Source organism: Paraburkholderia sp., assembly GCF_050742655.1.
Taxonomy (GTDB): Bacteria; Pseudomonadota; Gammaproteobacteria; order Burkholderiales; family Burkholderiaceae; genus Paraburkholderia.
This window is the reverse complement of record NZ_JBOIGG010000009.1, coordinates 242,772-265,926: the sequence shown is the minus strand read 5'-3', so window position 1 is coordinate 265,926 and position 23,155 is coordinate 242,772. Positions and strand designations below refer to the sequence as shown.

The window sequence follows — 23,155 nt, the reverse complement described above, 5'->3', positions numbered from 1 at the left end:
CTGTCGACGGAGCTTGAAACTCGCAGGAGACACAAGCTGCGCCACGGCTGCCAACCGGCTTGGTGGCAAACCATTAATGGCTTGCTACCCACTGAATTCTGAATCAAAAGCAAGATATAAGGAGACAACGATGACAAAGACGAGTCACGCACAATGCGCTCTGGCCTTGATCGCCAGCGCCACACTCTCAGCATGTGGCGCAGGCTCAAGCGGTATTTCAGCTACGGCAGAAAGCAAGGTTGTATCGGGAAGTTGCTCGACCTTAATGAACTATCAAGGTTCGATTCCCACCACGATCACGAGTGCTACATCGATCGCCGCGAGCACGACTTCGCCGTGGCAGGTGCCATCGAATCTGCTCACACCGGGGAATCTGGTCGTCACGACGCCATTCTGCCGGGTCACCGGTGTGATCAAGCCTGTTAGCAATTCGAACATCGGCTTTGAAGTGTGGTTGCCGTTGAACAGGGATAGCTGGAACACGAAGTTTGTTGGCGGAGCGGACGGCGGGTCGACGGGTGCCATTGAGTATTCGTCGATGGTCGATGCGCTTCAGCGCGGTTACGCGGTGATGGGACACGACAACGGCCACACCAGCACGACCGTCTTCGAGCAGTCGTGGGCGTTTGATTTATCGACCGATACGGTAAAGACCGATCAGATCGTCGACTTTGGTTATCGTGCGGAACATGTCGTGACCGTCGTCAGCAAGGAGTTGACGAACGCATTCTTTGGCGACCAGCCGGCGCATTCGTACTACGTCGGCTGTTCGCAGGGTGGCCATCACGGGATGATGGAGGCGCAGCGGTACCCGACCGACTACGACGGAATCGTTTCCGGATCTCACGGAGGGGACTGGCTAGGGATGATGTCCTCGGAGGCCTGGGCGGGGGTGTCCGTTCTAAAGAACAATCGTGCGGGCGGCATGACGACTGCGCAGCTAACCGCATTGAATGCTGCGGTCGTCCATTCCTGCGATGCTAAAGACGGGATTGTCGATGGGCAGATCGACGACCCGCGGAAGTGCAGCTTCGACCCGGCCACGCTGCAATGCGGCGCCACTGGAGCGGATCCGGCGACCTGCCTGAGTGCTGCGCAGGTTCAGTCCGCAAAAGATATCTATGCCGGTCCGAAACGTACCGACACGGGGGCTTCCGTGTCTCCTGGGTATGCGCTAGGCAGCGAGGGAAACTGGAGCACGACCTGGAACGCGACGACTCAATTGCAGAGCGGCAGCTACTATGATTTCTTCCGGTTGATCCTTAAGAACGATCCGAACTTCGACATTCTGACGCTCGACTGGAACACGGATATCGATTCGGGCAGAGCGAACTACGGCGACATCTACGATGCGGTCGATCCCGACCTGTCGCAGTTCAAGGCGAACAACGGAAAACTGATCATGTATCACGGCTGGGCCGATCCGCTCATTTCGCCGTACCTGTCTGTCGCGGCCTGGGGCCGCATGCAGGACGAGATGGGGCAAAGCCAGGTCGCCCAGTTTGCGCGTCTTTTCATGGTGCCCGACATGGCTCACTGCGGCGGCGGACCGATCGGCACCGCGGACTGGCTCACCGCGATCGATAACTGGGCGGGCAAGGGCATCGCGCCGGACGCAACCGGTTCCGCTTCGACGATTGTCGGAACGGGGACGCTCAATGGAGTACCGAGGAGTCGCCCGTTGTGTCCGTATCCCATGGTGGAAAAATATAAAGGTAGCGGCGATATCAACCAGGCGGCCAACTTCACGTGCGGCGCGCCTTCTTGATCGTGAGCGCGCCGCCTGTCACGGCGCCTGTTACTTCTTCCGCATCATCGCCCGCACGGCCTTCGCCTGTGCGGGCCGTCCATGATCGCGCGCCTCGAAATGCGCGATCTTGCGCTGCGTGAGATCGATGTTCACGTAGTCGTTCGGTGCCTTGGTCGATGCGCCGTCGGTGGCCGAGTGATATTCGATGCGTAGTTGCGACGCCGTCGCCGCGATGCGCAGATAGCCGTAGTTGGTGTCGTCGTAGTTTTCCAGCACGACCTGATCCTTGCTGCCGGACGCGGCCTGGATAACCTGCGGTGCGCGCAGCGGCGCTGCGTTCTTCGCCGTCAGCTTGATGAGGCCATGACCGCCGTTACCGCACACGACGTACGGAATCTGCGTACCGTCCGCGTTGCGCGTGCGCGTGTAGCGCTGATAGTTGTGCGCGTGACCCGACAGGAACGCGTGCGGCCACACACCGTACTTGCTGCTTAGTGCGTCGATCTGCGCAAGCATGTCCACGCTCGATCCATGCTGCCCGAGCGCATACGGCGGATGATGGTCCGCGATCAGCAGCGCACCCTGGTACTTCTCGGCCTTCACGCGCGCGAACGCCGCATCGAGGTAGTCGAGCTGGCTTTTGCCGATCTGCGGGCTCGAGATCACGCCGGGATCCTCGAGCGTATTGCTGTACAGCACGAGGATGCGTACGAACGGCGCGTCGAACGTGAAGAACACACCGGGCTGGACCTGCGCGGTGCGCGACAGGCCGCCTGCATCGGGCGTGACGGTGAAGCTCTCCGAGCAGAAGTTCGCGAGCCATGCGGTGAGGCTCGTTGCATGCGTTTCCGGCGATACCATGCCGTCGTGATTGCCCGCGCACGACAGGATCGGTGCCGGGTAGTTGCGATACGGCTCGTAGAACTGGTCGTAGTAGTAGCGCGCTTCGCCGAAGCTGTAAACGACGTCACCGAGCAGCAGCGCGAACTGCGGCACTTCGGCCGCATCGGCTTCGACGAAATCGGCGGTCATCTTGTCGGCGACTTCGTTCTGCGTCGACGGGCCGCTCGTGTTGCCGCAGTCGCCCATCGCATGAAACACGAGTTGCCCGGCTGCGGTCATCCGCTTGACGGCCGCCGTGTTGCCGCCGAGCACGTCCGCGAGCGACAGTTGCGGCTCGACGCCGCCACGTGGCGCCGGAAACGGCAGCGGGAACAGCTTGTGTTCGGCGTTGAGCTTGTCGATTTCCTTGTACGCGGTCGTGTCCGATGCGTGCTGCACGCGAAACACGGTGGGGTCGGCGGTGGGTTGCGGCTGTGAGAATACCGGTGCGCTCAGGCTGCGGATGCCAAGCGGCATGCGTGGGCTGGCGAAGTTGGGGACGAGCGCCGTGGCCGGCACATCGCGTGTCGTGTTCGCTGTTTTACGCGAGTCTTTCTTGTTGGTTTCATTCACCTTCTTGCGAGGTTTCGATTTCGACGGCGTGGGCATGCGAAGCTCCTGATCGAAGGCGCGCAATGCGCGCGTGGGGACGCAAGACAGGCTGCGGTGAAGGTCGCTTGAACCCGCAGCCGAACCTTGTGACTCACACGTACCAGGAAAGTGCCGTCAGAATTATGACAATGCGTCGAGCAGCCCGTACCACGCGACGCCCGCGTTGATGTACCAGCGCTGCAGCGCATGCAGCGGAATCGGCCGGATCGCGGCGGGCGGCAGCGGCAGACCCCTCGACGTGCCGAGCAGATGCGCCGCCAGGTGTTTGCCGAGCGTCGTTGCCATCGCGATGCCGCGGCCGTTGTAGCCGAGCGCGATCGTCACGCCGGGCGCGGGCAGATGCACGTGCGGCAGGAAATCGCGCGTGATCGCGATGCGTCCGGCCCAACGGTATTCGTACTCGACATCTTCGAGTTGCGGATACATCAGCCGCGCCGCGCGTTCGAGATGCGCCCAGTCGCGCGAATCGGGTGCATCGCGCGGCTCGCGAAACGGTCCGCGGCCACCCATCAGCAGACGGCCCGTCGAGTCGCGACGGAAATACAGCAACAGGCGCCGCGAATCCGATGCGACCTCGCGCCCTGGCAGAATCGCGGCACCGGTTTTCGCATCGAGCGGTTTCGTCGCGACGATGAAGCTGTTCGCCGCGATCACCGACTGCGCGAGCCCCGGCCACAGCGCGTCGCTGTAGCCGTTGGTCGCGATCAATACCTGTGCTGCATCGATCGTGGGACCGTCGGGCCGCTCGTGCGTCGCGGTGCGGATGCGCCAGCCCGCGCGCTGCCGTTCGAGCCCAACCGCGCGCGTGCCGCCGTGAATCGCAACACCGTGCGTGCCATGCTCGAGCGCAGCCCGCGCGAGGCCGCGCGCATAGCTCAACGGCTGCACGCTGCCGGCACGCCGGTCTACCCAGCCGCCGATAAACGCGTCGGTGCCGAGCCGCGCGACGGTCTGCGCGCGGTCGAGTACTTCGACGTGCGCGCCGCGCGCCTCCCATTGCCGCGCGCGTGCGTGGAGCGTGTGCAGCAGCGCGGTCGAGTGAGTCGGTTGAATCCAGCCTGCGCGCGTCGCGTCGCATTCGATGCCGTATCGCGCGATCAGATCGAACACGGTGTCGGCCGCGTGACCCACGGTGCGCGCGAGCGCTTCGCCGTCGGTGCTGCCGTAGCGGCGCACCAGTTCGTCGGGGTCGTACTTGAGCCCGGGAATCACCTGGCCGCCGTTGCGGCCGGACGCGCCCCAGCCGGGTTCGTGCGCATCGATCACGCACACGCTGCGGCCCTGTCCCGCGAGATGCAGCGCCGCGGACAACCCGGTGTAGCCCGCGCCGACGATCGCGACATCGACCGCGACCGATGCCGCGAGCGGCGGTGCATCGACTGCGGGTTCGGCCGTCGCGGCCCAGAGCGACGGCGGCAGCGCACGTGCCACGTTAGCCACATTGGCCACGTCAATCGGTTTCATGGTGTTCGAAGTCAGAGTGAGGCGACGGCGGTGCCGTTTTCGCTGGACGAGTGAGAAGAGAGTCGACGCAGGAAGTCGCGCGTGCGCGGATGCGAGGGCCGTTCGAACAGATCGGCGGCGCTGCCGGTTTCGCAGATCGTGCCGTCGTGCAGGAAGCACACGCGGTCGGCCACTTCGCGCGCGAAGCCCATTTCGTGCGTGACGACGATCATCGTCATGCCGTCGGCGGCGAGGCGGCGCATCACGCCGAGCACTTCGCCGACGAGTTCGGGATCGAGCGCGGACGTCGGTTCGTCGAACAGGATCGCCTTCGGTTGCATCGCGAGCGCGCGTGCAATCGCGACGCGCTGCTGCTGACCGCCCGACAGCTCGGACGGGTACGCATCCGCACGATGCGCGAGGCCGACCCGGTCGAGCAGTGCGCGGGCGCGTTCGCGTGCCGCCGCGCGGGTTTCGCGTTTCACGTACACCGGTCCTTCGCAGACGTTCTCGAGCGCCGTGCGATGCGGGAACAGATTGAAGCGCTGGAACACCATACCGACCTGCGCGCGCAGCGCGTGAATCGCATCGGACTTTGCATCGACCGCTACACCTTCGATAGAGATCGTGCCCGCATCATGCGTTTCGAGCCCGTTGATACAGCGCAGCAGCGTCGACTTGCCGGAGCCCGACGGTCCGATCAGACACACCACTTCGCCGGCATCGACGTGCAGGCTCACGCCCTTGAGCACGGGCTGGTCGCCGAAGCTTTTGTGGATCGAATCGACGCGGATCATCGTTTCCCCTTCATGCCGAGACGGCGTTCGAGCCGCCGCAGCGCATAGACGAGCGGCAGGCTCAGCGCGAGATACAGCAGCGCGACGAGCGTGAACACCGTCATGTTCTGGAACGTGGACGACGCGATCAGCTGACCCGCGCGCGTCATCTCGGCGACGGTGATCGTCGAGGCGAGCGACGAGTCCTTCAACATCATCACGAGCGTGTTGCCGTACGGCGGCAACGCGATGCGAAACGCCTGCGGCAGCACGACGCGGCGCATGATCAGCGGGCCGCGCATGCCGATCGACTGCGCGGCTTCGATCTGTCCGCGGTCGATCGCTTCGATACCCGCGCGGAAGTTCTCCGCCTGGTACGCCGAATACGCGACGCCGAGGCCGATGAAACCCGCCTGGAACGCGGACAGTTGCACGCCGAGATCGGGCAGCACGAAGTAGATGTAGAACAGCTGCACGATGATCGGCAGGCCGCGGATCACGTTGATCACCGTCGCCGCCGCGTTCGACAGCAGCCGGTTCGCGGACACGCGCAGCAGCGCGAGCGCGAGGCCGAGCAGAGTGCTCAGCACGAACGAGCAGACGGTGATCTCGACGGTGACGACTGCGCCCTTCAGCAGGATCGGCAGGAACTCGATGGCGTTCTGCACGAACATGACGAACCTCCTTAGCGTGCTGGCCGCGTCATTCGACCTGCCATTTCTTGACGATCTCGCTGAGCGAGCCATCGGCCTTGATCTTGCGGATGCCTGCGTTGAGTTTCTCGAGCGTCCCGGTGTCGCCCTTGCGCACGACGAAGCACACCTGGCCCTTCACGCTCGGCTGATATTCGGCGACGAGACGCAGCTGCGGGTTGGGGTTCTTCTGCAACTGGTACGCGATGATCGGGTGGTCGCCGAAACCGGCCTTGATGCGGCCGAGCGCGACGTCGCGCAGGATGTCCGACACCGAATCGTAGGTGCGCACTTCCTTGAAGATGCCTTTCTTGTTCAGCGCGTCGACGAACGCGGTGCCCACCTGTGCGCCGACCACTTCGCCCTTCAGGTCGTCCATCGACGCATAGCGGCCCTTGTCGTCCGCGCGCACGACCAACCCTTCGCCGTACGAATAGACCGTGTCGGAGAAATCGACGACCTGTTCGCGCGCGGGGGTCTTCAGCATCGCCGCGGACACGATGTCGATCTTCTTCGTCGTCAGCGACGGGATCAGCGCGGAGAAGGTGGTCTGCTGGATTGTCACGTCGAAGCCGGCGGCTTTGCCGGTCGCGGTGATCGCATCGACCATCAGCCCTTCGATCGAATTGGTCTTTACGTCGAGGAACGTGAACGGCACGCCGGTGGCAGTCGCGCCGACCGTGTAGGTGGGCGCGGCGACCGCGCTGGCCGGAGCCAGCGTGATGACGGCGACCGCGATGGCAGCAAGCGTGGCGGCGCAGCGTTTGACGAGGTGGATCATGAAACTCTCCGCGTGGAATGAGGGCGATGAGGACAACTCGGGCGGTAAGCCACGTTGCCGTGCACTGATCATATTCGAGTCAAAAATATCGATATGGATTATTTGCGTATCGATATTCGATACGATAGACTCGGGGCGATCGAACCACAATTGGGTATTTCCATGAGCGCCATGAGCGTCGGGAACAACGAGCCGCAAGACACCGATAACGGTGAAGCGGCGGACGTGCTGTTCAACCAGTCGCTGGAGAAGGGCATTGCGGTGCTGCGCGCATTCAGCGCACAGCGCAGGACCATGACGCTGCCGGAGGTCGCGCAGGCCACGTCGATCACGAAGAGCTCCGCGCAGCGGATGATCTACACGCTCGAAAAACTCGGCTTCGTGCGCAAGCATCCGCGTACGAAGCGCTATCAGCTGACGCCGCACGTGATGCAGATCGGTTTCAACTATCTCGCCGCCGATACGCTGATCGACGTCGCGAATCCATTCCTGTCGGAACTGACCAACGTCACTGGCGAAACCACCAATCTCACCGAGCCGGACGGCAACGAGATGGTGTACGTCGCGCGCTTCGTGTGCATGAAGTTCGTGCCGATCCACATGCCGATCGGCAGCCGCATCCCAATGTATTGCACGGCATCAGGCCGCGCGTATCTGAGCGCGTTGCCCGAGCCGGATGCACGCACGCTGCTCGAGGCGAGCGAGCGCGTCGCTCACACGCAGCACACCACCACCGATCTCGAGAAGATCGAGGCGCTCCTGCTGCAGGCGCGCCGCAACGGCTACGCATCGAACCGCGAGGAACTGTTCATCGGCGACATGACGGTGGCGGCGCCCGTGCTCGACAGCGAACGCCGTCCGGTCGCGTCGGTGCACGTGGTCGCACCGACGAGCCGCTGGACCTTCGCGGACGCGCAGCAGCGTCTCGCGCCCGCGGTGATCGACTGCGCGCGCGGCATCAGCAATTCGATCCGCACGCTGTCGTAGGGGGCCTTGAACTCCGGGCCATTCGACCCAGGCAATCTGCCCCGGGAAATGACCAGAAAGGTTTGTAGCTTAACTAATTCATGCAGCACGGATATACTTTGCCCCGAAGCGCGAACCGCTGTACGTCGAGCGAACGCCGCATCGAACCTACGCAGTACTGTCTCTCAGGTTCTGGTAGCCCTCGGAATAACCAGAACCCTTAAGCCGGCCGCAAGCCGGCTTTTTTTTGTCCAGTTTGTTTAGCTGGATTTACCTGCTTGTTTAGTTGAAATTCATCTAGCGTTGCCGCTCGGACAGCCGCGTCGAGCGTCGCGAACCCGATAGGGGTTTTCCATAAAAAAAGCCGCCCGATCCGGCAAGCGGGCCGGCGGCGGCGGGGGAAAGCACAGCGGAAAAGCGGCGGTGATGTCCGCCGCCCGGTTCAACCCATGATCACGTTCGCGAGGCGGAACTGATACGCCGCCGAAGCGGTACCCGCACCGCCACCCGTCATCACGATGTCGGCGCTCGCGATGCCGAGCAGCGACAGTTCCGTGTTGATGTCCGAGATCACTGCCGAGTTCATCACCTGGCCCTGTTCGATCTGCGACGCGGTGCCGACCCACAGCGTCGGCTTGAACTCGAACACGGCCTTTTGCCCCGGGACGACGCCGGTCTTCTTCGCGAGCAGCCGGTTGTCCTTGAACACGGACGCGGTGATCGCACCCGCGCGCAGGTCGTTGCGCAGCTGGATCTCGCGCGAGCTGGTCGACGCGCCGGCGAGCGCGAGCACGTTGCCCGACGTCGCGCGTGACACGCTGAACATCTGACCGTTCTGCGCGGCCTTTTGCGGCATGTAGTTGCCGTCGGAATCGCTCGCGGTGACGCCGGTGTGCATCGGGAACACGAACGGATGGTTGTCGCCGCGACCGCAGTTGCTGATCACTTTCCAGGCGACGGAAAGCTCGTCGAAGCTGGTCGATACGTTTTTCTGGAACAGCACGATCTGGCTGTTGTTCACGTCGTTCGACAGATTGATGAAGTTCAGTTTGATGTCCATGACTTACCCTTACCGAATGGAGTGAGCAGCGGCAGACACGCTGCCGCCGCTGGTTCGTGCGGCTTACGCCATCAAGACGTTTTCGAGCCGGAACGTGAACGGCAGCGAGCGGGGGCCGGGGCCGCCGCCGGTCAGCACGATGTCGGCGCTCGCGATGCCGAGCAGCGACAGTTCCGTGTTGATGTCCGAGATCACCGCCGAATTCAGCAACTGGCCCTGTTCGATCTGCGACGCGACGCCGATCCACAGCGTCGGCTTGAACTGGAACACGGCTTTCTGTCCCGGCGCGATCGACGTCTTCGTCGCGAGCGGGCTGCCATCCTTGTAGATGGTCGCGTTCGCGGCGCCGGCCGGCAGGTCGTTGCGCACCTGCACTTCCGAGCTGCTGCCCGGGTCGCTTCCGAGCGTCAGCACGTCGCCCGACGTCGAGCGCACGACCTGGAAAACCTGGCCGTTCGTCGCCGTCTGCTGCGGCATGTAGTTGCCATAGCTGTCGCTCGCGCTGACGGTCATCGTCATCGGGAACTTGAACGGATGGTTATCGCCCTGACCGCAGTTGCGGATCACCTTCCATGCGATCGCCAGTTCGTCGAAATCCGTCGCGACGTTTTTCTGGAAGATCACGATGCTCGAGTTGTTGGCATCGTTGGATCGATTCACGAAGTTCAGCTGGATGTCCACTTGCTTGCTCCTTGAGTTGAAAGACGGCAATCGGTTTGCCGCGCACCTTGCCACCGGCCCATCCGGATGAACGGGTCGTGAAAGCAATTCGAAGAAGAGGGCGCCGTGTTTCGGCGCGGTCAGGTCAGGCTTGACGTGGCGCGACGGACGCTAGCGGCGCACGACGTTCTCGAGCGCGAAGCGCAGCGGTTCGGCCTCGGCGCCGCCGCCGCCGCCGGTCATCACGATGTCCGCCGATGTCACGCCGCTCAGCACGAACTCCGTGTTCTCGCTCGACAGCACCGCGGAGTTCAGCGCGTGGCCTTCCTGCACCTGCGAAACCGCGGCGATCCACAGCATCGGCGTGAAGCGGAACACCGCTTTCTGACCAGGAGCTACCGCCTGCTTTGCGGCGATCAGCCGGCCCGCGCTGTACGCGTTGACGTTCACCGCGCCGCGCCGCATCCGGTTCGCGACCTCGATGTCGGAGCCCGTGGGGCCGTGCGCGGGGACGGGGTCGCGGGTGATCCGGCCGCGGCCGGTTGGATGCGCGCTGACCGTGAAGCAGTCGCCGTCGTCGGCGGACAGACGCGGCGAGTAGTTGCCGTAGTCGTCGCCGATCGACACTTCGGTCTCGGTCGAGTAGACGAACGGATGCAGACAGCCGTGGCCGCAATAGCGGATTACTTTCCACGCAATCGCGAGTTCGTCGAAGTCGGGGATCACGTTGCGCTGGAACAGCACGACTTCGCTCGCACCGAGATCCTTCGAGCGGTTGATGAAACGCAGCGGGATGTTCATGCCTGTTGCTCCGTCGTGTCGTCGGCGAGATGCTTCTCGGCCCATTGCACGAGCGCGGGCTGCAGGCCGCCGGCCAGCATCGCGACATGCAGCGCGTGCGAGCGGCCCTGCGCCTGGACGTCCTGCGCGAGCGTGCCGAGCGCCATCGACGCGTCGTTGCTGTTGCGGCTGCGGCTCACGTTGTCGAGGTACTGCGCGGTCGCGTCGGCGAGCGCGCCTGCGTGCTGCACGTGACCCTGCGCGATGCGCGTCGCGAGATCCGCATGTATTGCGGCCAGTTCCTTCACTGCGGTCGCCGAATTCTTCAGGCCGAGCCGGTCGCGCTGCGTGCGCCAGCTTTCGTCGCCGGCGCTCTGGGCCGCATTGGCATACTGCTGGCTGGTCTGCAGCACGGTGCGCACCAACGCGCGCCACGCGCCGACGTCGGCGGCGGCACCGGCGAGGCCTGCCGGATTCGCCGACTGGGCGACGACCTTGCCGAACAGCTGGAATGCAGCGAGATTGGCGTTTTCCCACTGCGCGATGAAGTTGGAGAGCATGTCGATTCCTTGTGCGGGTTGAGTACAGGGGCGCGGCGGTTGCATCGTTATGGACGCGGCTGGCCGAGGCGCTCGATCATCTGTTTCACGGCGACCATCTGCGGCGCGTCGTGCGCATAGAAGTCGGGGACGTTCGCGTTGGCGCTCGTATAGCCCCAGAAGTCCCAGCAGCCGATCGGGTTGGCCACGGATTTATCGACCTGCGGATACAGCACGATCACGCGATTGGTGTCGGCGGTTTCGTTGTAGCCGGCCCCGCGCACGAAGCGTTCGCCGACGAACGACGCGCCCTGTTCGCAGCCGTGAAAGACGACGTGCACCGCGCACGCCGCGCTTGCGCAAGCGACTGGCAGATAGACGTAGCCGGTGTCCGCGAGCGATGCGCGGCGGTCGCGGTCGAACTCGCGCTGATCGAATGCGAGCAGGTTGCCGCCGGCCTGCACGGCGGGCGGATTGAGCTTCGTGTCGGGGCTCGCGTAGATCCAGTTGAGGATGTCGTCGGCCTGATCGAATCCGCAGTTGTTGATGTACGGCATCGCGTTCGTGCCGCACGATGCGTCGATGCCGTGATTCGTGATCAGCGCGTGTCCCGCGTTCGGGTCCTTGCGATACGAGACGTTCGCTTTCGGCACACCGGCCAGATCGTAGAAGTGCCTCGCTTCGTCGACGACGCTCGTCGACACGACCGCGTCATGCCCGCCGTTGAACAGGTAGATGCGTTGCTTGCGCAGGTTCGCGACATCGTCGATGTCGCCGGTTTTCGCGAGCGCCTGGGCGTATTTCCATGACGACGTCGCGTCGGGCGCAGGACCGAGCGGCTGCATGCACAGCGTCATCGCAGCGACCGCGGGTGCGGTCATCGACGACTCGACCGCGCAGCGAAACGCACCGCCCGCGACGATGCCCGCACCGATCAGCTGGCTCGAATACGCGACGTCGAACTGCGCGGCCATGAACGCACCCGACGACAGTCCCGATACGGACGTGCGTTGCAGATCGGCGCCGTATGCGGGCAGCGGTTCTGCGTCGGCTGCATCTGCTGCATGTGCGAGCGATGCGGACAGTGCACCGCACACGCATACGGCGCCCAATGCGATCGCGCGCAGGCGCCGGGTCCATCCGCGCATGCGAGTGGCGCGCAGTCGATCGTGCAAGGTCAGCGATGCTTCGTTCGGGACGGCTGCCGCGTTCATGTGAAGACTCCTGTCGTATGTTGTCGTGTGTTCTGGTTTGAGTGAAGAGCGTGCTTGCAGCGTACGTGCGGGCCGTCGCGCGAAGAATAGGGAGGACGGTACGGACGACGACCCGTGTCCGACGGCCTGGCCTGCCGCATGTGCAGGCGAAAGCACATCCGCAAACAAAAACGCCGCGCCCGATGAAGGGCGCGGCGCGCGGTAGAAAAGACGAAGAGAGCGTTACGAGAGGAACAGCTTGCGTTCGGCCTGGCGCCGTCGAGTGAGACCGGCGAGCGGCTTGCCGCCGGCCTTGTTCCAGACGAGAAACTCGTCCGCCGCGCGCGCGCTCGCACCCGCGTTCAGGTAGCGCAGCAGCGTCGACGAACGCAGGCGTCCCGCGCCGAGGTTGAAGACGAACGCCATCAACGCGTCGAACTGCTGCTGCGTGACGGCGACGCGCAGCAGCTTCACGAGCTGAACCTCGGCGCTGCGCAGATCGCGTTTCAGTAGCGCCTCGGCGGCGCCCGCTTCGATCGGGCGATCGAAGCGTTCGTGCGGCAGGATCAGGTGACCGTAGCCGATCGTCGGCTTGCCGACCGCATCGAGGTAGCGGTTAAGCCGCAATCCCTCGAAGTGCTTGATCAGTTCGATGCCGGCGGAACCGGTACACGTGGGACGGTTAGTCATCGGAAGGCTCCTTGTCGCTGTCGTTGCCCGTATTGCTGCTGTCGCTGTTGCCGTGTCGTGCGCGTGGTACGAGCCGGTGCGTGTATTCGTCGATCACGCGCATGATCGCTTCGGGTGGCGCGAGCGCCACGAACTGCATCTCGATGTCGATGTGCTCGCTGTCGCGTCGACCGGCATTGCCCTGATCGTCCTTGCGCGTCGACGGCGGCGCGAGTGTCACGTAGAAGCGACCGCGCTGATCGTCGCCCGCGATGGGTCCGCCCGCCGGCAAAGCCTCGGTGAAATCGCCGCGCACCGTCAGATGCACGACCATGCGGTCGAGCGCGAGACCGCGCGGTGTTGCAAGCGCGACGAGCGGTATCGGCATCGTGTGTTCGGCGTCGAGTGCGACTTCGACCGCGCGTGGCGCGAGCAGTCCGTCTTCGCGTGCCTCGAAGAACTGGTCGAGCATCGCGGTGTACTGATGCGCGAGCAGCTGGTTCGCGGCCGCCGCCGCGTGCTGCATGCCACGCGCGATTTCGTCGAGTGCGAGACCGCGCGGCGGCGGATGGTCCGCACTCGTGGGCGTCGGATCGTTCGGTGGTGGAGACGGCGGTGAGGGCGGAGGCGGCGCGGGAGGATCGCTCGCGGGCGCTTCGGGTGCGTGCGTGTCCCGTGTCTCCCGTGTCTCTCGTGCGTCGTCGGCGACATCGCTCGAAGCCGCAGCCGTTGCGTTCGAAGAAGCGGGCGGCACCGCCGCGGCCTGTGTGCCGCCCGCGTGCGATGCATCGGAGGCGGGTGCGGCGCGCGCTTCGCGCCGCCGCCTGAGGAAGCTGAACATGGTGAGGTCCGCGTCGGTGCGCCGCGCTTACTGCGTGGCGGTCTGTGAAGCGGTCTGCGAAGTGGACTGCGCAGCCGCAGCGCCCTTGCCGTCCTGCTTCTCGCCGATCAGCGTGCCGTCGGTCGGTGTCGCGGGCAGCGGCTTCACGTCCTTCTGCTTCGCGTCGGTGACGACCGGTTTTGTCGCGGCCTCCGTGAGGAAATCGATCACGCGCATCAGCGCTTCGGGCGGCGGCTGACGCTTCACCTGCGTGTGAATCGAATACTTCGCGCGCGTATCGGTGCTGCGTGTCTGCTCGGACTTGTGCGACACGCGGCCCGAGATGCTGATGCTCACCGGACCCCAGCCGAGCTTCGCCTGGAACTCGCCGCTGCCTTCGGTCGCCGACGACGATTTCTCGGACTGCGTGATCTCCATCTCGAAGTCGATCGTGCCTTCCTCGATCGCGATGATCGGATGCACGATCGCGGCGAGCAGCGGGATGCGCATCGTCTTCTGCACGACGCCCTTCGACACGCCGCCTTCGTCGACCAGCGTCTCGTCGTAATCGAATTGCACCGCGACAGCCTTGCCGTCCTGAATGCACACTTGCATCAAAAAATCGGCGTAACTTTTCGCTGCCTGAGTCTGCGCGGTAATCATCGCTTTCAATGGGCCTGCAATCATTTGATCCATCGGCAAAGCGTTAATCACAGAACCGATAAAATTCGCGTCCATAAAAAAACTCCATATCGAAATTTAACAACGTGGATTCGCTGTCTTTATTCAAATTACATACACTCCGCGTGGGCAGGGAGAGCCCATCAGTCATGCCTGGCGGCCGATGAAAACGGTACCGAAATTCTGGAAGAAATGACCGGTTGCCCGTAATAGAACATTCGTCACGGATCGACGGGCCTAGTGCGCCGCTCTTGAAACGGCGGTAAAAGCGAGCCGAAGAGACGTGAATAAACCCAATCCAGCGTCTCGCCACCGAGGGGAAATGCGCAAATGAACGTCCTGATGATCGATAGTCCGCCGCTGTTCGTTGCAGGAGTAGCCGATGTGTTATGGAAACGCGATTCGAGCTGGCAGGTCTGGTCCGCACAGCACCCTGAGGATATTTACCGGATTCGTACGGATTTACCCGCGGGTACGGTCGGTGCCGTGACGATCGAGTGGGACGAGCGCGCCGCTCAGGTTGGTTGGCCGAAGGTGCTGCAGGATGCGCTTGGCACGGTGCCCTGGCTGTTCGTCGTGCGCACGGTGTGTCGACAGGCGATCGCCGATGCGCTGCTCACGGGCGCGGCGGGTATCGTCGACCGGCACGCGAGTGCCGACGAATTCGCCGATGCGCTCGCGCGTGTCGCGTCGGGCGCGATCTACGTGCCGCCGAGTTACGCGATCGGTGCGCAGTCGGGACCCGCGCACGGACCGGTGGGAGACGAACGTGCGTTTGAACGACTGACGCCGCGACAGCGCGAAGTGCTGCGACTGCTCGCGGAGGGCAAGTCGAACAAGCAGATCTGCCGCGTGCTGAACGTCGCGGAAGGCACGATCAAGAACCATCTGTACGCGCTGTTCCGGCAGATCGGCGTGAGCAACCGCACCGAAGCCGCGTTGTGGCTGTCGCGGCAGATGGGCGCCGAAGCGACGCGCACGCCGGTGGTCCCGCTGTGCACCGCGGTGCATCACTGAGTCGGGCTGGGGCCCATGCGGTGGCGTTCGTGGGCCTCGCGTGAAGTGCGTGAAGCGTACTGATCGTGTGGATCGTGCCATCGGCCGATGAGTGGGTGGTCGCGGCGGAGCGTGGTGTGGGAGGAGACCGTGCGTGACCTGCGCATGCGCCCGCACGCCGCGCTTCGTTCGATCGCGATGGTGCTGCATGCGTTCGCGTCACTCCTGCGCGTGGTCCAGGTCGCCGGACGGCCCGCGCGCCGGTTCGGCGGCCAGCATCGCACGCGTGAAATCGGCGAGGCGCCGCCGCAGCACGTCCGCGGATGCGTCGCCGTCGGCCGACTGCTGCAGCTCGAGCAGGCTCGCCGCGAGTTCGCCTTGCCACTGCGCACGATCGGTGGCGGCCTGTGCGCGATGCGCGCGCAGCGCGGCATCGGCGTCGCGCGAACGGTCGCCCCGTACGACTGTTTCAAGCGTCTCGACGAGCCGCTGCAACACGCGATGCACGGCCGTCGCGGAGAAGCCGCCGAGCATCGCGAGCGCGGGCTTGCCGAAGCTGTGCATGCTGCCCTGGTCGAACATGTGCGGCGGCAGCATCTCGACGAGAATCAGCCCGGCCATCACGCCGAGGATCAATCGCGCGCCGTACGACGCGTCGTACTTCGGATCGTAGGTCGTCGCGGCGACGTAGCGGTGCGCCTGGAAGAGCGTAGCGAACGATGCGCCGAGCCCCGCGCAGAACAGCAGGAACAGCGCGTTCCACAGCAGCCGCGTGCCGTGCTCCTGCAGGAAGCCGTGGTCGATGTTTTCTGACGTGACGTCAGGCGACAACCCGGTCGCAACGACCGCGACCAGAAACGCGATCGACGACACCGTCAGCAGCCGGATCAGCGGCACCGGTCCAAGCCACGCGAAAGGATGACCGCTGCGATGCTCGGTATCGAGCAGCGTGACCGCCTGCGGCGTGGCTGGCGCGATCGCCGACGCGAGCTTGCGATGAATCGCGGCGAGCGCGTGCTGGGTTGCGTGCGAGCCGTGTGCAGTATGTGCACCATGCGTACCGTTTCCCGTTCGCCGGGTCGCTCGTTCGATCAGCACGCCCAGTTGCGCGATGGTCTCCGGCGCGACCGGCAACCCGTGATGCAAGGCGTAGCGCGCCATCGCCTCGCATTCCTCGCATAGCTGCATGCTCAGCGCGCCGGGTGCGGCGTGCGTGTCCGCATCCGCGTGCGCGACTGGGTGAGGTGTTGCGCGGCCACGGGACAACACGTGCGCCACGTGTGATATCCCGCGGAATGGCGCCGCAAGCAATGCAAGAAATGGATGCGTGCGCATGTCAGCGGTCCGTCGCGGGTTCTCGATGCAATGCCAATGCTTCGGGGCTGGACGTCGCTTCATCTGGAACGTCGAGCCGGAACTCGTGAATCGACACATGGCTGCGTTCGCCGAGCGTCAGATGCCGTGTGGCAGGCGCGTCGGGCAACCAGCTCCAGGTGCCGTCCCGCTCGTCGATCGCGAGCACCGCGGTCTCCTTCAGCCGGCGGCCGTCGTTGTGGACGATGTAGCGCAGCGACCGCGGCACGTCGAACCGGTGGTAGTCGAGATCGACGCCATAGGACAGCACGAAATCGAGCGCGTAATGCGGCGCGTCGAGATGCGGCGCCTTGAAATCGCCACCGGCGTGGTGGGCGTCGCCCATCCATTTGTAGAAGTCGAGGCAGATGTCGACGCCGAACGGCGGCACGCCGCCGAGCCGGTTGTCGAACATGTCCGCGACGCGGTTGTCGTGGGCCTGCGTGTGGCTTTGCGGCCCGATGTCCGACTGTTTGAGCACCTCGATCCGCGTGCCGTCGCCGAGCCGGAAGGTCCACGTGCGCGGTGTTTCAAGTTCGCGTTCGTGGACACCGTAGTCGATCCACGACGTGTATCGCTTCGGCCACGCGACCGCTTGCGGCAAGTCCGCATCGGGTCCGTGCGCCGCGAGCGGCGCGAGAAAATTCGTCACCGCGTACAGGTAGTTAAGCGATTCGAACAACGGTTCGACAGGGTGTCGCCGGTGCGACGCCGCGTGCGTTTCGTGCGTGGGGTCGATTGGGTCCGCTTCGTCCACGCGCGGTGTCTCGAACAGCATCGCTGCGGTGCCGGGCAGAAACAGCAGCTTGCCGTAGCGTTCGGGCGGAAACTGCGCGGCCACCTTCGCGACGCAGCGGCGCACCGGATCGATCTGCAGCGCGGACAGCTCACGCACTTCGCAGACGTTGCGCAGCGCATGCCACGGCGCGCTCCAGTAGAACTCGGGCGCGGTGACGAACGTGACAGCGGCTTCGCGTTCGCTGGACTCGTTTTCAGCCGCTTCTTTCGCGATCGCGTCGAGTGCGGTCAGCGTCGCGCGATGCAGATGCCAGCGCTGGACTTTCTGCAGACGCGTGGTGTAAGTGGCGAGCGTTTCCTGCGCGAGACGTGGCGGCTTCGCGCCGCAGTCGGAGCGAACCGAAATGACACGGAAGAGTTTCATCGTGATCTCCTTGAACGATGCGTGCCGCCGCGCGGACGACGCAGCGTTGGCGTCACCGTGTCGTGCGGCTGCTGCGGGCGGGACTCAGATTCAGATTCAGAGGGCGAGCGGATGCCCGTCGGTGGCCCACCCGTCGAAGCGGCGGCGATGGCCCGACGCACTCGGGTGATAGCCGACGCCGTTGTCGAGTGCTGCGGCGACTGCGCTTTCGGTCGCGACGAAGCGGAGCGCTTCCGACACGGCGATCGAGAGCCGCGCGAGCGCGTCGGCGACGATGCCGGGTCCGATCGGCATCGGTCCGGTGAAGCGGCTCAGCAGGATCGCCGAGCCGATCAGGTTGGCCGACGAGATTCCGGGCAGCGGTGCGTCCGCGTAGCCGAGCAGACGGTACGAACCGTCGATGCCGAGATCGAAGGCCGATGCCGGCGGCGCCCACAGCGGCGGATCGCGGCGGAAACGGAACGCGCCGTGCCGGTTCGCGAAGCCGAGCAGGTCGAGCGATCCGGCGGGCGAGTGATGTGCGCGATCCGGCTCGCACGCGAGATTGACGATCAGCGAGAACGCGTACCCGCGCGGGGCGTTCGGGATATCGACGGGCACGTCGAACGGATTCGCGCATGCACCGTTTTCGCGTGCGGTGCGACGCAGCGTTGCGATGTCCGCGCGATACGCGCGACCGTGTGAGAGTCGGAGAGACCGGGTAGACATGTCGGGCTTCTGTCGAAAAGTGTGGGGACGTTCGCGCGCAGCAGAGTAAGGGCTTCGCGAAAGAGGTGCCCTCACTGTGCGGCGCGCGCACGGCTCGAACAATGCGGCAGAAGTCACGGACGAAATGCAACGGAACGCCCCTGTCAGGCGTTCCGTGGGGAAGAGGCGGGAGGGTGGTGGTTTAGTAGTCGGTCGAGCGGGTCAGTGCTTCCCACTGCGCGATGTCCGCCTCGCGCTTCGCGAGTCCGCTACGCACGAGCCCGAGCGCGTCGCTGCCGAGCAGCAGATGCACCGGCGGATTCGGCGCATCGATCACGCTTAGCAGCGCACGGGCGGCCTTGTCGGGGTCGCCTGCCTGCTTGCCGCTTTTCGCCTCGCGGGCCGCGCGTACCGGCTCGAACAACGCATCGTAGTCCGCGATGCTGCGTTCGCTGCGGACCATCGAGCGGCCGGCCCAGTCGGTGCGGAACGAGCCCGGCGCAACCGCGGTGACCTTGATGCCGAAGCCTTCGACTTCCTGCGCGAGCGCGCCGGAGATGCCTTCGAGCGCGAACTTGCTGCCGCAGTAGTACGCGATGCCAGGCATCGTGATGTAGCCGCCCATCGACGTGATGTTGACGATGTGCCCGCTGCGCCGTTGCCGCATCGCGGGCAGCACGGCCTTGATCATCGCGACTGCGCCGAAGACGTTGACGTCGAACTGCCGGCGCATCGCGTCGAGCGGCGATTCTTCGAGAATCCCTTCGTGGCCATAGCCCGCATTGTTGACGAGCACGTCGATTTGGCCGTGTTCGCGTTCGATGCGCTTGACGCACGGCGCGATTGCATCGAATGCGGTGACGTCGAGCACGGCTGCGTGCGCGCGTGCCGCGTCGAGCGAAACGAACTCGTGCGCCGCGGCTTCGTTGCGCACGGTACCGACGACGGTATGGCCGTCGGCCAGCGCGGCGCGCGCGAACGCGCGGCCGAAACCGGAACTCACGCCGGTGATCAGGAAAGTCTTGCGAGGGGATGCGTTCATCAGATTGGCTCCGTATTGGACAAGCTCGGACATGCTCGAACATGCTGAACATGCGACGCATCATGACCGGGTGCGGTGCGCGTGCGAATATCCGTTCGTCTGCGATGCTTGCCTGATCCTATGAGCGGCTGGAAAACGGTGCGGGTGCGTGTCACACTCGGCGCATTCTTACGTTTTCGTTTGCTCGCGCCTGCACGATGTCTACCCATTCCCTGATCGACGCCTGCTCCGCCTCCGATGTACCCGCCGACGTCCGGCGCGAGACGATCGCGCGGTTGCTGGAACTCGCGCCGCTGGAGGGCTACAACCTGTGCCTGCTGCCGGATGTGCGTTTCCTGCGCTCGAACCGGCCGCTCACGCGCACGCCGGTGCTCTACGATCCGGGCATCGTAATCGTCTGCCAGGGGCGCAAACGCGGTTATCTCGGCGACGAGCTCTACCTGTACGACGCGCAGCACTATCTCGCGGTGTCGGTACCGCTGCCGTTTTCGATGGAGACCGATGCGAGCGAGCGCGAACCGCTGCTCGCGATTTATCTGCGGCTCGACTTCAATGTCGCGGCCGATCTGCTGCTGCAGCTCGAACGGCATGGCGACGGCGTGACGGCGCCGCCGCGCGGGATGGCGTCGACCCGGCTCGATGCGCCGCTCGCGCACAGCGTGCTGCGCTTCCTGCAGACCATGCGCGATCCGCTCGAGGCGAAGATGCTCGGTCCGGCGCTCGTGCGGGAGATTTACTTTCGGGTGTTCATCGGCGAGCAGGGCGGCTCGCTGCGCGCCGCGTTGAACCAGCATGGGCATTTCGGCCGGATCGCGCGTGCGCTCCAGCGGATTCACGCGGGCTTCGCGCAGACGCTGAGCGTCGAGACGCTCGCGGCTGAAGCGAGCATGAGTGTGCCGACGTTTCATGCGCACTTCCGAAGCGTGACGAACACGTCGCCGATCCAGTACATCAAATCGACGCGGCTGCATCAGGCACGTCTGCTGATGGCGCGCAACGGGTTGACCGCGGCAGCGGCGAGTGCGCAGGTCGGCTACGAGAGTCCGTCGCAGTTCAGCCGCGAGTTCAAGCGGCTATTCGGCGGCAGTCCGACCGAAGAGGTCGCGCGGATGAAGCGCAATTTCGCGCTGCCGGATGCCGGGCCGCCGTCGCTTTACGTGTCGTCGCACTAGGCACGGTCGATGCTGACTACGATCTGCGGATGCAGTCGCGGATCGGGCCGCGCAATCCGCTGTACAGCGCGATCGGCAAGGTGCTGCTCGCGTGGATGGCACCGGACGAGGCACGCCACGTGCTATCTACGTTCGTGCTCCGGAAGTCGACGCGAAAGACGCAGGGTTCCGCGGACGCCGTGCTCAGCATTCTGCGCGCCTGTGCGCGAGCAGGGCTACGGCGAGGATAACGACGAGCAGGAAGAAGGCCTGCAGTGCATCGCAGTGTCGTTCCCGGGCATGCGCTGCGGGGCCGATACGAAATCGCACTATGTCGGGCTGTTGAAAGAGGCCGGTCGTGCGATTTCGATGCAGCCTGGTTATCACGATTCGGCGGACGGTACCAGCTAGCTGCCTGATGTGTCCGGACCCCGTATAAAACGGCGCCGGTGGCGCCGTTTTTCATGTGTGTGCCTTGTTCCGCGGCTAGCCTGCGCGGCGTGACCTAATTGCAACTCGGCGCGCGGAATCGGGTCCGAGAACATAGACTGCACCCGGAACGGATCGGCTCTTATTGGCACTTACCGGGCCTTACCGGCCTGCTGCTCACGCTTGCCGCGCGCGCAGCGAAACCGCGGCCTTCACGGCGCATTGCGCAATACACCATGCAACAACGAATGCAACAACGCAACAAAATGAACGGTGAGTTGAGACTCGATCGGACAACGATAGTCCTGGTGGAAGATGACCCGCACAGCCGGGCGTCCTTGACTTCGCTACTCGAATCGGAAGGGGCCCGCGTCGTCGCGGTCGCGGATGCGGAGGAAGGGGTCGAAGCGGCGGTTCGCGAATTGCCCGATGCGGTGATCTGCGACCTCGATCTGCCTACGATGGACGGCTTCTACCTGATCCAGCGGCTACGCGATCATGAGATCCGCAGCGACCACGCACCGTCGATCGCGATTGCGCTGACTGGCCACACCGACGATACCTACCGCCTGCGCAGCATCGGCGAGGGGTTCCAGCACTTCATGATCAAACCGGCGCAACCCGACGAACTCGTGACGTTGCTGCACGACGCGATCGACGCCCGTGCGGCGGGATTGCACTGAAGTGGGTTTTGCGGGCGCATGAACGCCGCACGTTAGAACCGAGCGTGGCGCGGGCTGCGTTTAGCGGCCCGCGACCGGCTGTGCCTTGCCCGCTGTCTGCGATGCGGCAGCCGTGGCCTGCGCCGCTTCGCATGCGGCGCACAAACCCTTCAATTCGATTTCATCGCTGGCGAGCCGGTAGCCCGCGTCCTCGATCTGCGCGACGAGCGCCTGACGCAGCTTCGGCTGATGCAGTTCGGTAACGTTGCCGCACTGCTGGCACACGACGAGAATGCCGTGCTGACATTGCGTCAGGTCGTGGCACACGGTGAACGCGTTGATCGATTCGATCCGGTGCACGAGCCCCGCGGACAACAGGAAGTCCAGCGCGCGATAAACCGTCGGCGGCGCGGAGCCGGGATGGATCTGGCGCATCTCGTCGAGCAGCGAATAGGCCTTGGTCGCGCGGCCCGATTCGAGCAGCAGTTCGAGCACCTTGCGACGGATCGGCGTGAGCTTTTCACCGCGTTCGCGGCAATAGTCATCGGCGAGCGCCAGCGCCTTCTCCTGTGAACCGGAGCCGGCGTGCGCATGCGCGCCATGATCGTGAGCGTCATGAGTGCTGTGAGACTGGGGCGCGGCCGCGGCGGGTTTGGCGTTCTTCATGCGGTGATTATAAGGTCGAACGCGGAGGTCGAACGCGGGTTCGTCGCGGCGGCGGTGTTAGTCCAGCTTCGCTGCGAAGCCGCGCTGCACGCCGGGCCGCGCGAACAGTGCGTCGTACCAGCGCTTCACGTGCGGGTACTCGGCGAGGTCGACCTTATGACGCTCGTGGCGCCATGCCCAGCCGAGAATCGCGAAATCCGCCACCGACAGGTCACCCGCGACGAATTCGTGTTGCGCGAGCCGCCGGTCGAGCACGCCGTACAGCCGGCGCGTTTCGTCGGAATAGCGCTTAAGCCCGTAGCGCCGGTCGGTTTCCGATTCGAGCGCTGCGAAGTGATGCACCTGGCCGGGCATCGGGCCGAAGCCGCCCATCTGCCACATCAGCCATTCGAGCACGGGCACGCGTTCGCGCAGCGACTTCGGTAAAAAGCGGCCGGTCTTCTCGCCGAGATAGAGCAGGATTGCGCCCGATTCGAACACGCTGATCGGCTGACCGTCGGGACCGTCGCTATCGACGATCGCCGGGATCTTGTTGTTCGGGCTGATACGCAGGAACCCGGGGGCGAACTGCTCGTCCTTGCCGATGTTCACCGGCACGACCGTGTAGGGCAATTCCATTTCTTCGAGTGCGACGCTGATCTTGCGGCCGTTCGGCGTGCCCCATGCGTGAAACGTGATGGTCATGGCGTGTGTCGGGATGTGG

General features: G+C 64.5%; 24 protein-coding genes and 1 pseudogene. 6 read left to right on the top strand and 19 right to left on the bottom strand.

All coding sequences use genetic code 11. The annotated features are described in order from the left end of the window. The first annotated feature begins 130 nt into the window (after positions 1–130). Positions 131–1,768 (top strand): tannase/feruloyl esterase family alpha/beta hydrolase, encoded by a 1,638-nt coding sequence (locus ACREXZ_RS15480; protein WP_431764962.1) that lies wholly within the window; start codon positions 131–133, stop codon positions 1,766–1,768. A gap of 30 nt (positions 1,769–1,798) precedes the next feature. On the opposite strand, the gene ACREXZ_RS15475 is transcribed toward ACREXZ_RS15480, so the two are convergent. From ACREXZ_RS15475 to ACREXZ_RS15455, 5 genes are all read right to left on the bottom strand, one after another. Continuing rightward, a complete protein-coding gene (locus ACREXZ_RS15475; protein WP_431764961.1) occupies positions 1,799–3,241 on the bottom strand; it encodes a metallophosphoesterase family protein in 1,443 nt (480 codons plus the stop codon). A gap of 123 nt (positions 3,242–3,364) precedes the next feature. Then, the gene (locus ACREXZ_RS15470; RefSeq protein WP_431764960.1) at positions 3,365–4,708 is read right to left on the bottom strand and encodes an NAD(P)/FAD-dependent oxidoreductase; all 1,344 of its coding nucleotides are present in this window, start codon (positions 4,706–4,708) and stop codon (positions 3,365–3,367) included. Positions 4,709–4,719: 11 nt separating this feature from the next. Beyond that, positions 4,720–5,484 carry an amino acid ABC transporter ATP-binding protein gene (locus ACREXZ_RS15465; protein ID WP_431764959.1) on the bottom strand — a complete coding sequence of 255 codons (765 nt, stop codon included), beginning with the start codon at positions 5,482–5,484 and terminating at the stop codon, positions 4,720–4,722. Continuing rightward, a complete protein-coding gene (locus ACREXZ_RS15460; protein WP_431764958.1) occupies positions 5,481–6,137 on the bottom strand; it encodes an amino acid ABC transporter permease in 657 nt (218 codons plus the stop codon). The genes ACREXZ_RS15465 and ACREXZ_RS15460 overlap by 4 nt, the downstream gene beginning before the upstream one ends. A gap of 28 nt (positions 6,138–6,165) precedes the next feature. Then, positions 6,166–6,936 (bottom strand): ABC transporter substrate-binding protein, encoded by a 771-nt coding sequence (locus tag ACREXZ_RS15455; RefSeq protein WP_431764957.1) that lies wholly within the window; start codon positions 6,934–6,936, stop codon positions 6,166–6,168. A gap of 171 nt (positions 6,937–7,107) precedes the next feature. On the opposite strand from ACREXZ_RS15455, the gene ACREXZ_RS15450 reads away from it, so the two are divergent. Then, positions 7,108–7,923: an IclR family transcriptional regulator gene (locus ACREXZ_RS15450; protein ID WP_431764956.1), complete on the top strand. Its 816-nt coding sequence runs from the start codon at positions 7,108–7,110 to the stop codon at positions 7,921–7,923. A gap of 421 nt (positions 7,924–8,344) precedes the next feature. On the opposite strand, the gene ACREXZ_RS15445 is transcribed toward ACREXZ_RS15450, so the two are convergent. From ACREXZ_RS15445 to ACREXZ_RS15410, 8 genes are all read right to left on the bottom strand, one after another. Next, positions 8,345–8,962, bottom strand: coding sequence for a hypothetical protein (locus ACREXZ_RS15445; RefSeq protein WP_431764955.1), 618 nt, complete (start codon positions 8,960–8,962; stop codon positions 8,345–8,347). Between the two features lie 63 nt (positions 8,963–9,025). After that, positions 9,026–9,643, bottom strand: a complete 618-nt coding sequence (locus ACREXZ_RS15440) for a hypothetical protein (RefSeq protein WP_431764954.1) — start codon at positions 9,641–9,643, stop codon at positions 9,026–9,028. Positions 9,644–9,793: 150 nt separating this feature from the next. After that, positions 9,794–10,423, bottom strand: coding sequence for a hypothetical protein (locus ACREXZ_RS15435; protein ID WP_431764953.1), 630 nt, complete (start codon positions 10,421–10,423; stop codon positions 9,794–9,796). Further along, on the bottom strand, positions 10,420–10,962 hold the full coding sequence (locus ACREXZ_RS15430) for a hypothetical protein (RefSeq protein ID WP_431764952.1): 543 nt from the start codon (positions 10,960–10,962) through the stop codon (positions 10,420–10,422). The genes ACREXZ_RS15435 and ACREXZ_RS15430 overlap by 4 nt, the downstream gene beginning before the upstream one ends. A 47-nt stretch (positions 10,963–11,009) precedes the next feature. Further along, on the bottom strand, positions 11,010–12,089 hold the full coding sequence (locus ACREXZ_RS15425) for an extracellular catalytic domain type 2 short-chain-length polyhydroxyalkanoate depolymerase (protein ID WP_431764975.1): 1,080 nt from the start codon (positions 12,087–12,089) through the stop codon (positions 11,010–11,012). Positions 12,090–12,377: 288 nt separating this feature from the next. After that, complete coding sequence (locus ACREXZ_RS15420; protein ID WP_431764951.1) at positions 12,378–12,824, bottom strand: lysozyme; 447 nt, start codon at positions 12,822–12,824, stop codon at positions 12,378–12,380. Beyond that, positions 12,817–13,644: a DUF2589 domain-containing protein gene (locus ACREXZ_RS15415; protein ID WP_431764950.1), complete on the bottom strand. Its 828-nt coding sequence runs from the start codon at positions 13,642–13,644 to the stop codon at positions 12,817–12,819. Before ACREXZ_RS15415 ends, ACREXZ_RS15420 begins: the two co-directional genes overlap by 8 nt. A 27-nt stretch (positions 13,645–13,671) precedes the next feature. Then, the gene (locus ACREXZ_RS15410) at positions 13,672–14,361 is read right to left on the bottom strand and encodes a DUF2589 domain-containing protein (RefSeq protein ID WP_431764949.1); all 690 of its coding nucleotides are present in this window, start codon (positions 14,359–14,361) and stop codon (positions 13,672–13,674) included. A gap of 273 nt (positions 14,362–14,634) precedes the next feature. On the opposite strand from ACREXZ_RS15410, the gene ACREXZ_RS15405 reads away from it, so the two are divergent. Beyond that, entirely contained in the window at positions 14,635–15,321 is a 687-nt protein-coding gene (locus tag ACREXZ_RS15405; RefSeq protein ID WP_431764948.1) for a response regulator transcription factor, read from the top strand. A gap of 198 nt (positions 15,322–15,519) precedes the next feature. On the opposite strand, the gene ACREXZ_RS15400 is transcribed toward ACREXZ_RS15405, so the two are convergent. The 4 genes from ACREXZ_RS15400 to ACREXZ_RS15385 form a co-directional block, all read right to left on the bottom strand. After that, positions 15,520–16,566 carry a hypothetical protein gene (locus ACREXZ_RS15400; protein ID WP_431764974.1) on the bottom strand — a complete coding sequence of 349 codons (1,047 nt, stop codon included), beginning with the start codon at positions 16,564–16,566 and terminating at the stop codon, positions 15,520–15,522. Between the two features lie 70 nt (positions 16,567–16,636). Continuing rightward, entirely contained in the window at positions 16,637–17,815 is a 1,179-nt protein-coding gene (locus ACREXZ_RS15395; RefSeq protein ID WP_431764947.1) for a hypothetical protein, read from the bottom strand. A 96-nt stretch (positions 17,816–17,911) separates the two neighbouring features. Further along, entirely contained in the window at positions 17,912–18,523 is a 612-nt protein-coding gene (locus ACREXZ_RS15390) for a ribosome-inactivating family protein (protein ID WP_431764946.1), read from the bottom strand. A 181-nt stretch (positions 18,524–18,704) separates the two neighbouring features. Beyond that, positions 18,705–19,544, bottom strand: coding sequence for an oxidoreductase (locus ACREXZ_RS15385; protein ID WP_431764945.1), 840 nt, complete (start codon positions 19,542–19,544; stop codon positions 18,705–18,707). 197 nt (positions 19,545–19,741) lie between these two features. Between ACREXZ_RS15385 and ACREXZ_RS15380 the strand changes: the two genes are divergently transcribed. From ACREXZ_RS15380 to ACREXZ_RS15370, 3 genes and pseudogenes are all read left to right on the top strand, one after another. Continuing rightward, positions 19,742–20,716, top strand: a complete 975-nt coding sequence (locus ACREXZ_RS15380) for an AraC family transcriptional regulator N-terminal domain-containing protein (RefSeq protein WP_431764944.1) — start codon at positions 19,742–19,744, stop codon at positions 20,714–20,716. Beyond that, a pseudogene (locus ACREXZ_RS15375) lies at positions 20,704–21,106 on the top strand (IclR family transcriptional regulator domain-containing protein); the annotation flags it as partial. The gene ACREXZ_RS15380 and the pseudogene ACREXZ_RS15375, both read left to right, overlap by 13 nt. A 254-nt stretch (positions 21,107–21,360) precedes the next feature. Next, positions 21,361–21,807, top strand: a complete 447-nt coding sequence (locus ACREXZ_RS15370; RefSeq protein WP_431764973.1) for a response regulator — start codon at positions 21,361–21,363, stop codon at positions 21,805–21,807. Between the two features lie 60 nt (positions 21,808–21,867). Here ACREXZ_RS15370 and ACREXZ_RS15365 read toward each other — a convergent pair whose 3' ends face one another. Next, positions 21,868–22,452, bottom strand: a complete 585-nt coding sequence (locus ACREXZ_RS15365) for a Fur family transcriptional regulator (RefSeq protein WP_431764943.1) — start codon at positions 22,450–22,452, stop codon at positions 21,868–21,870. A 57-nt stretch (positions 22,453–22,509) separates the two neighbouring features. Further along, positions 22,510–23,136 (bottom strand): glutathione S-transferase family protein, encoded by a 627-nt coding sequence (locus tag ACREXZ_RS15360; protein WP_431764942.1) that lies wholly within the window; start codon positions 23,134–23,136, stop codon positions 22,510–22,512. Positions 23,137–23,155: the final 19 nt, after the last annotated feature.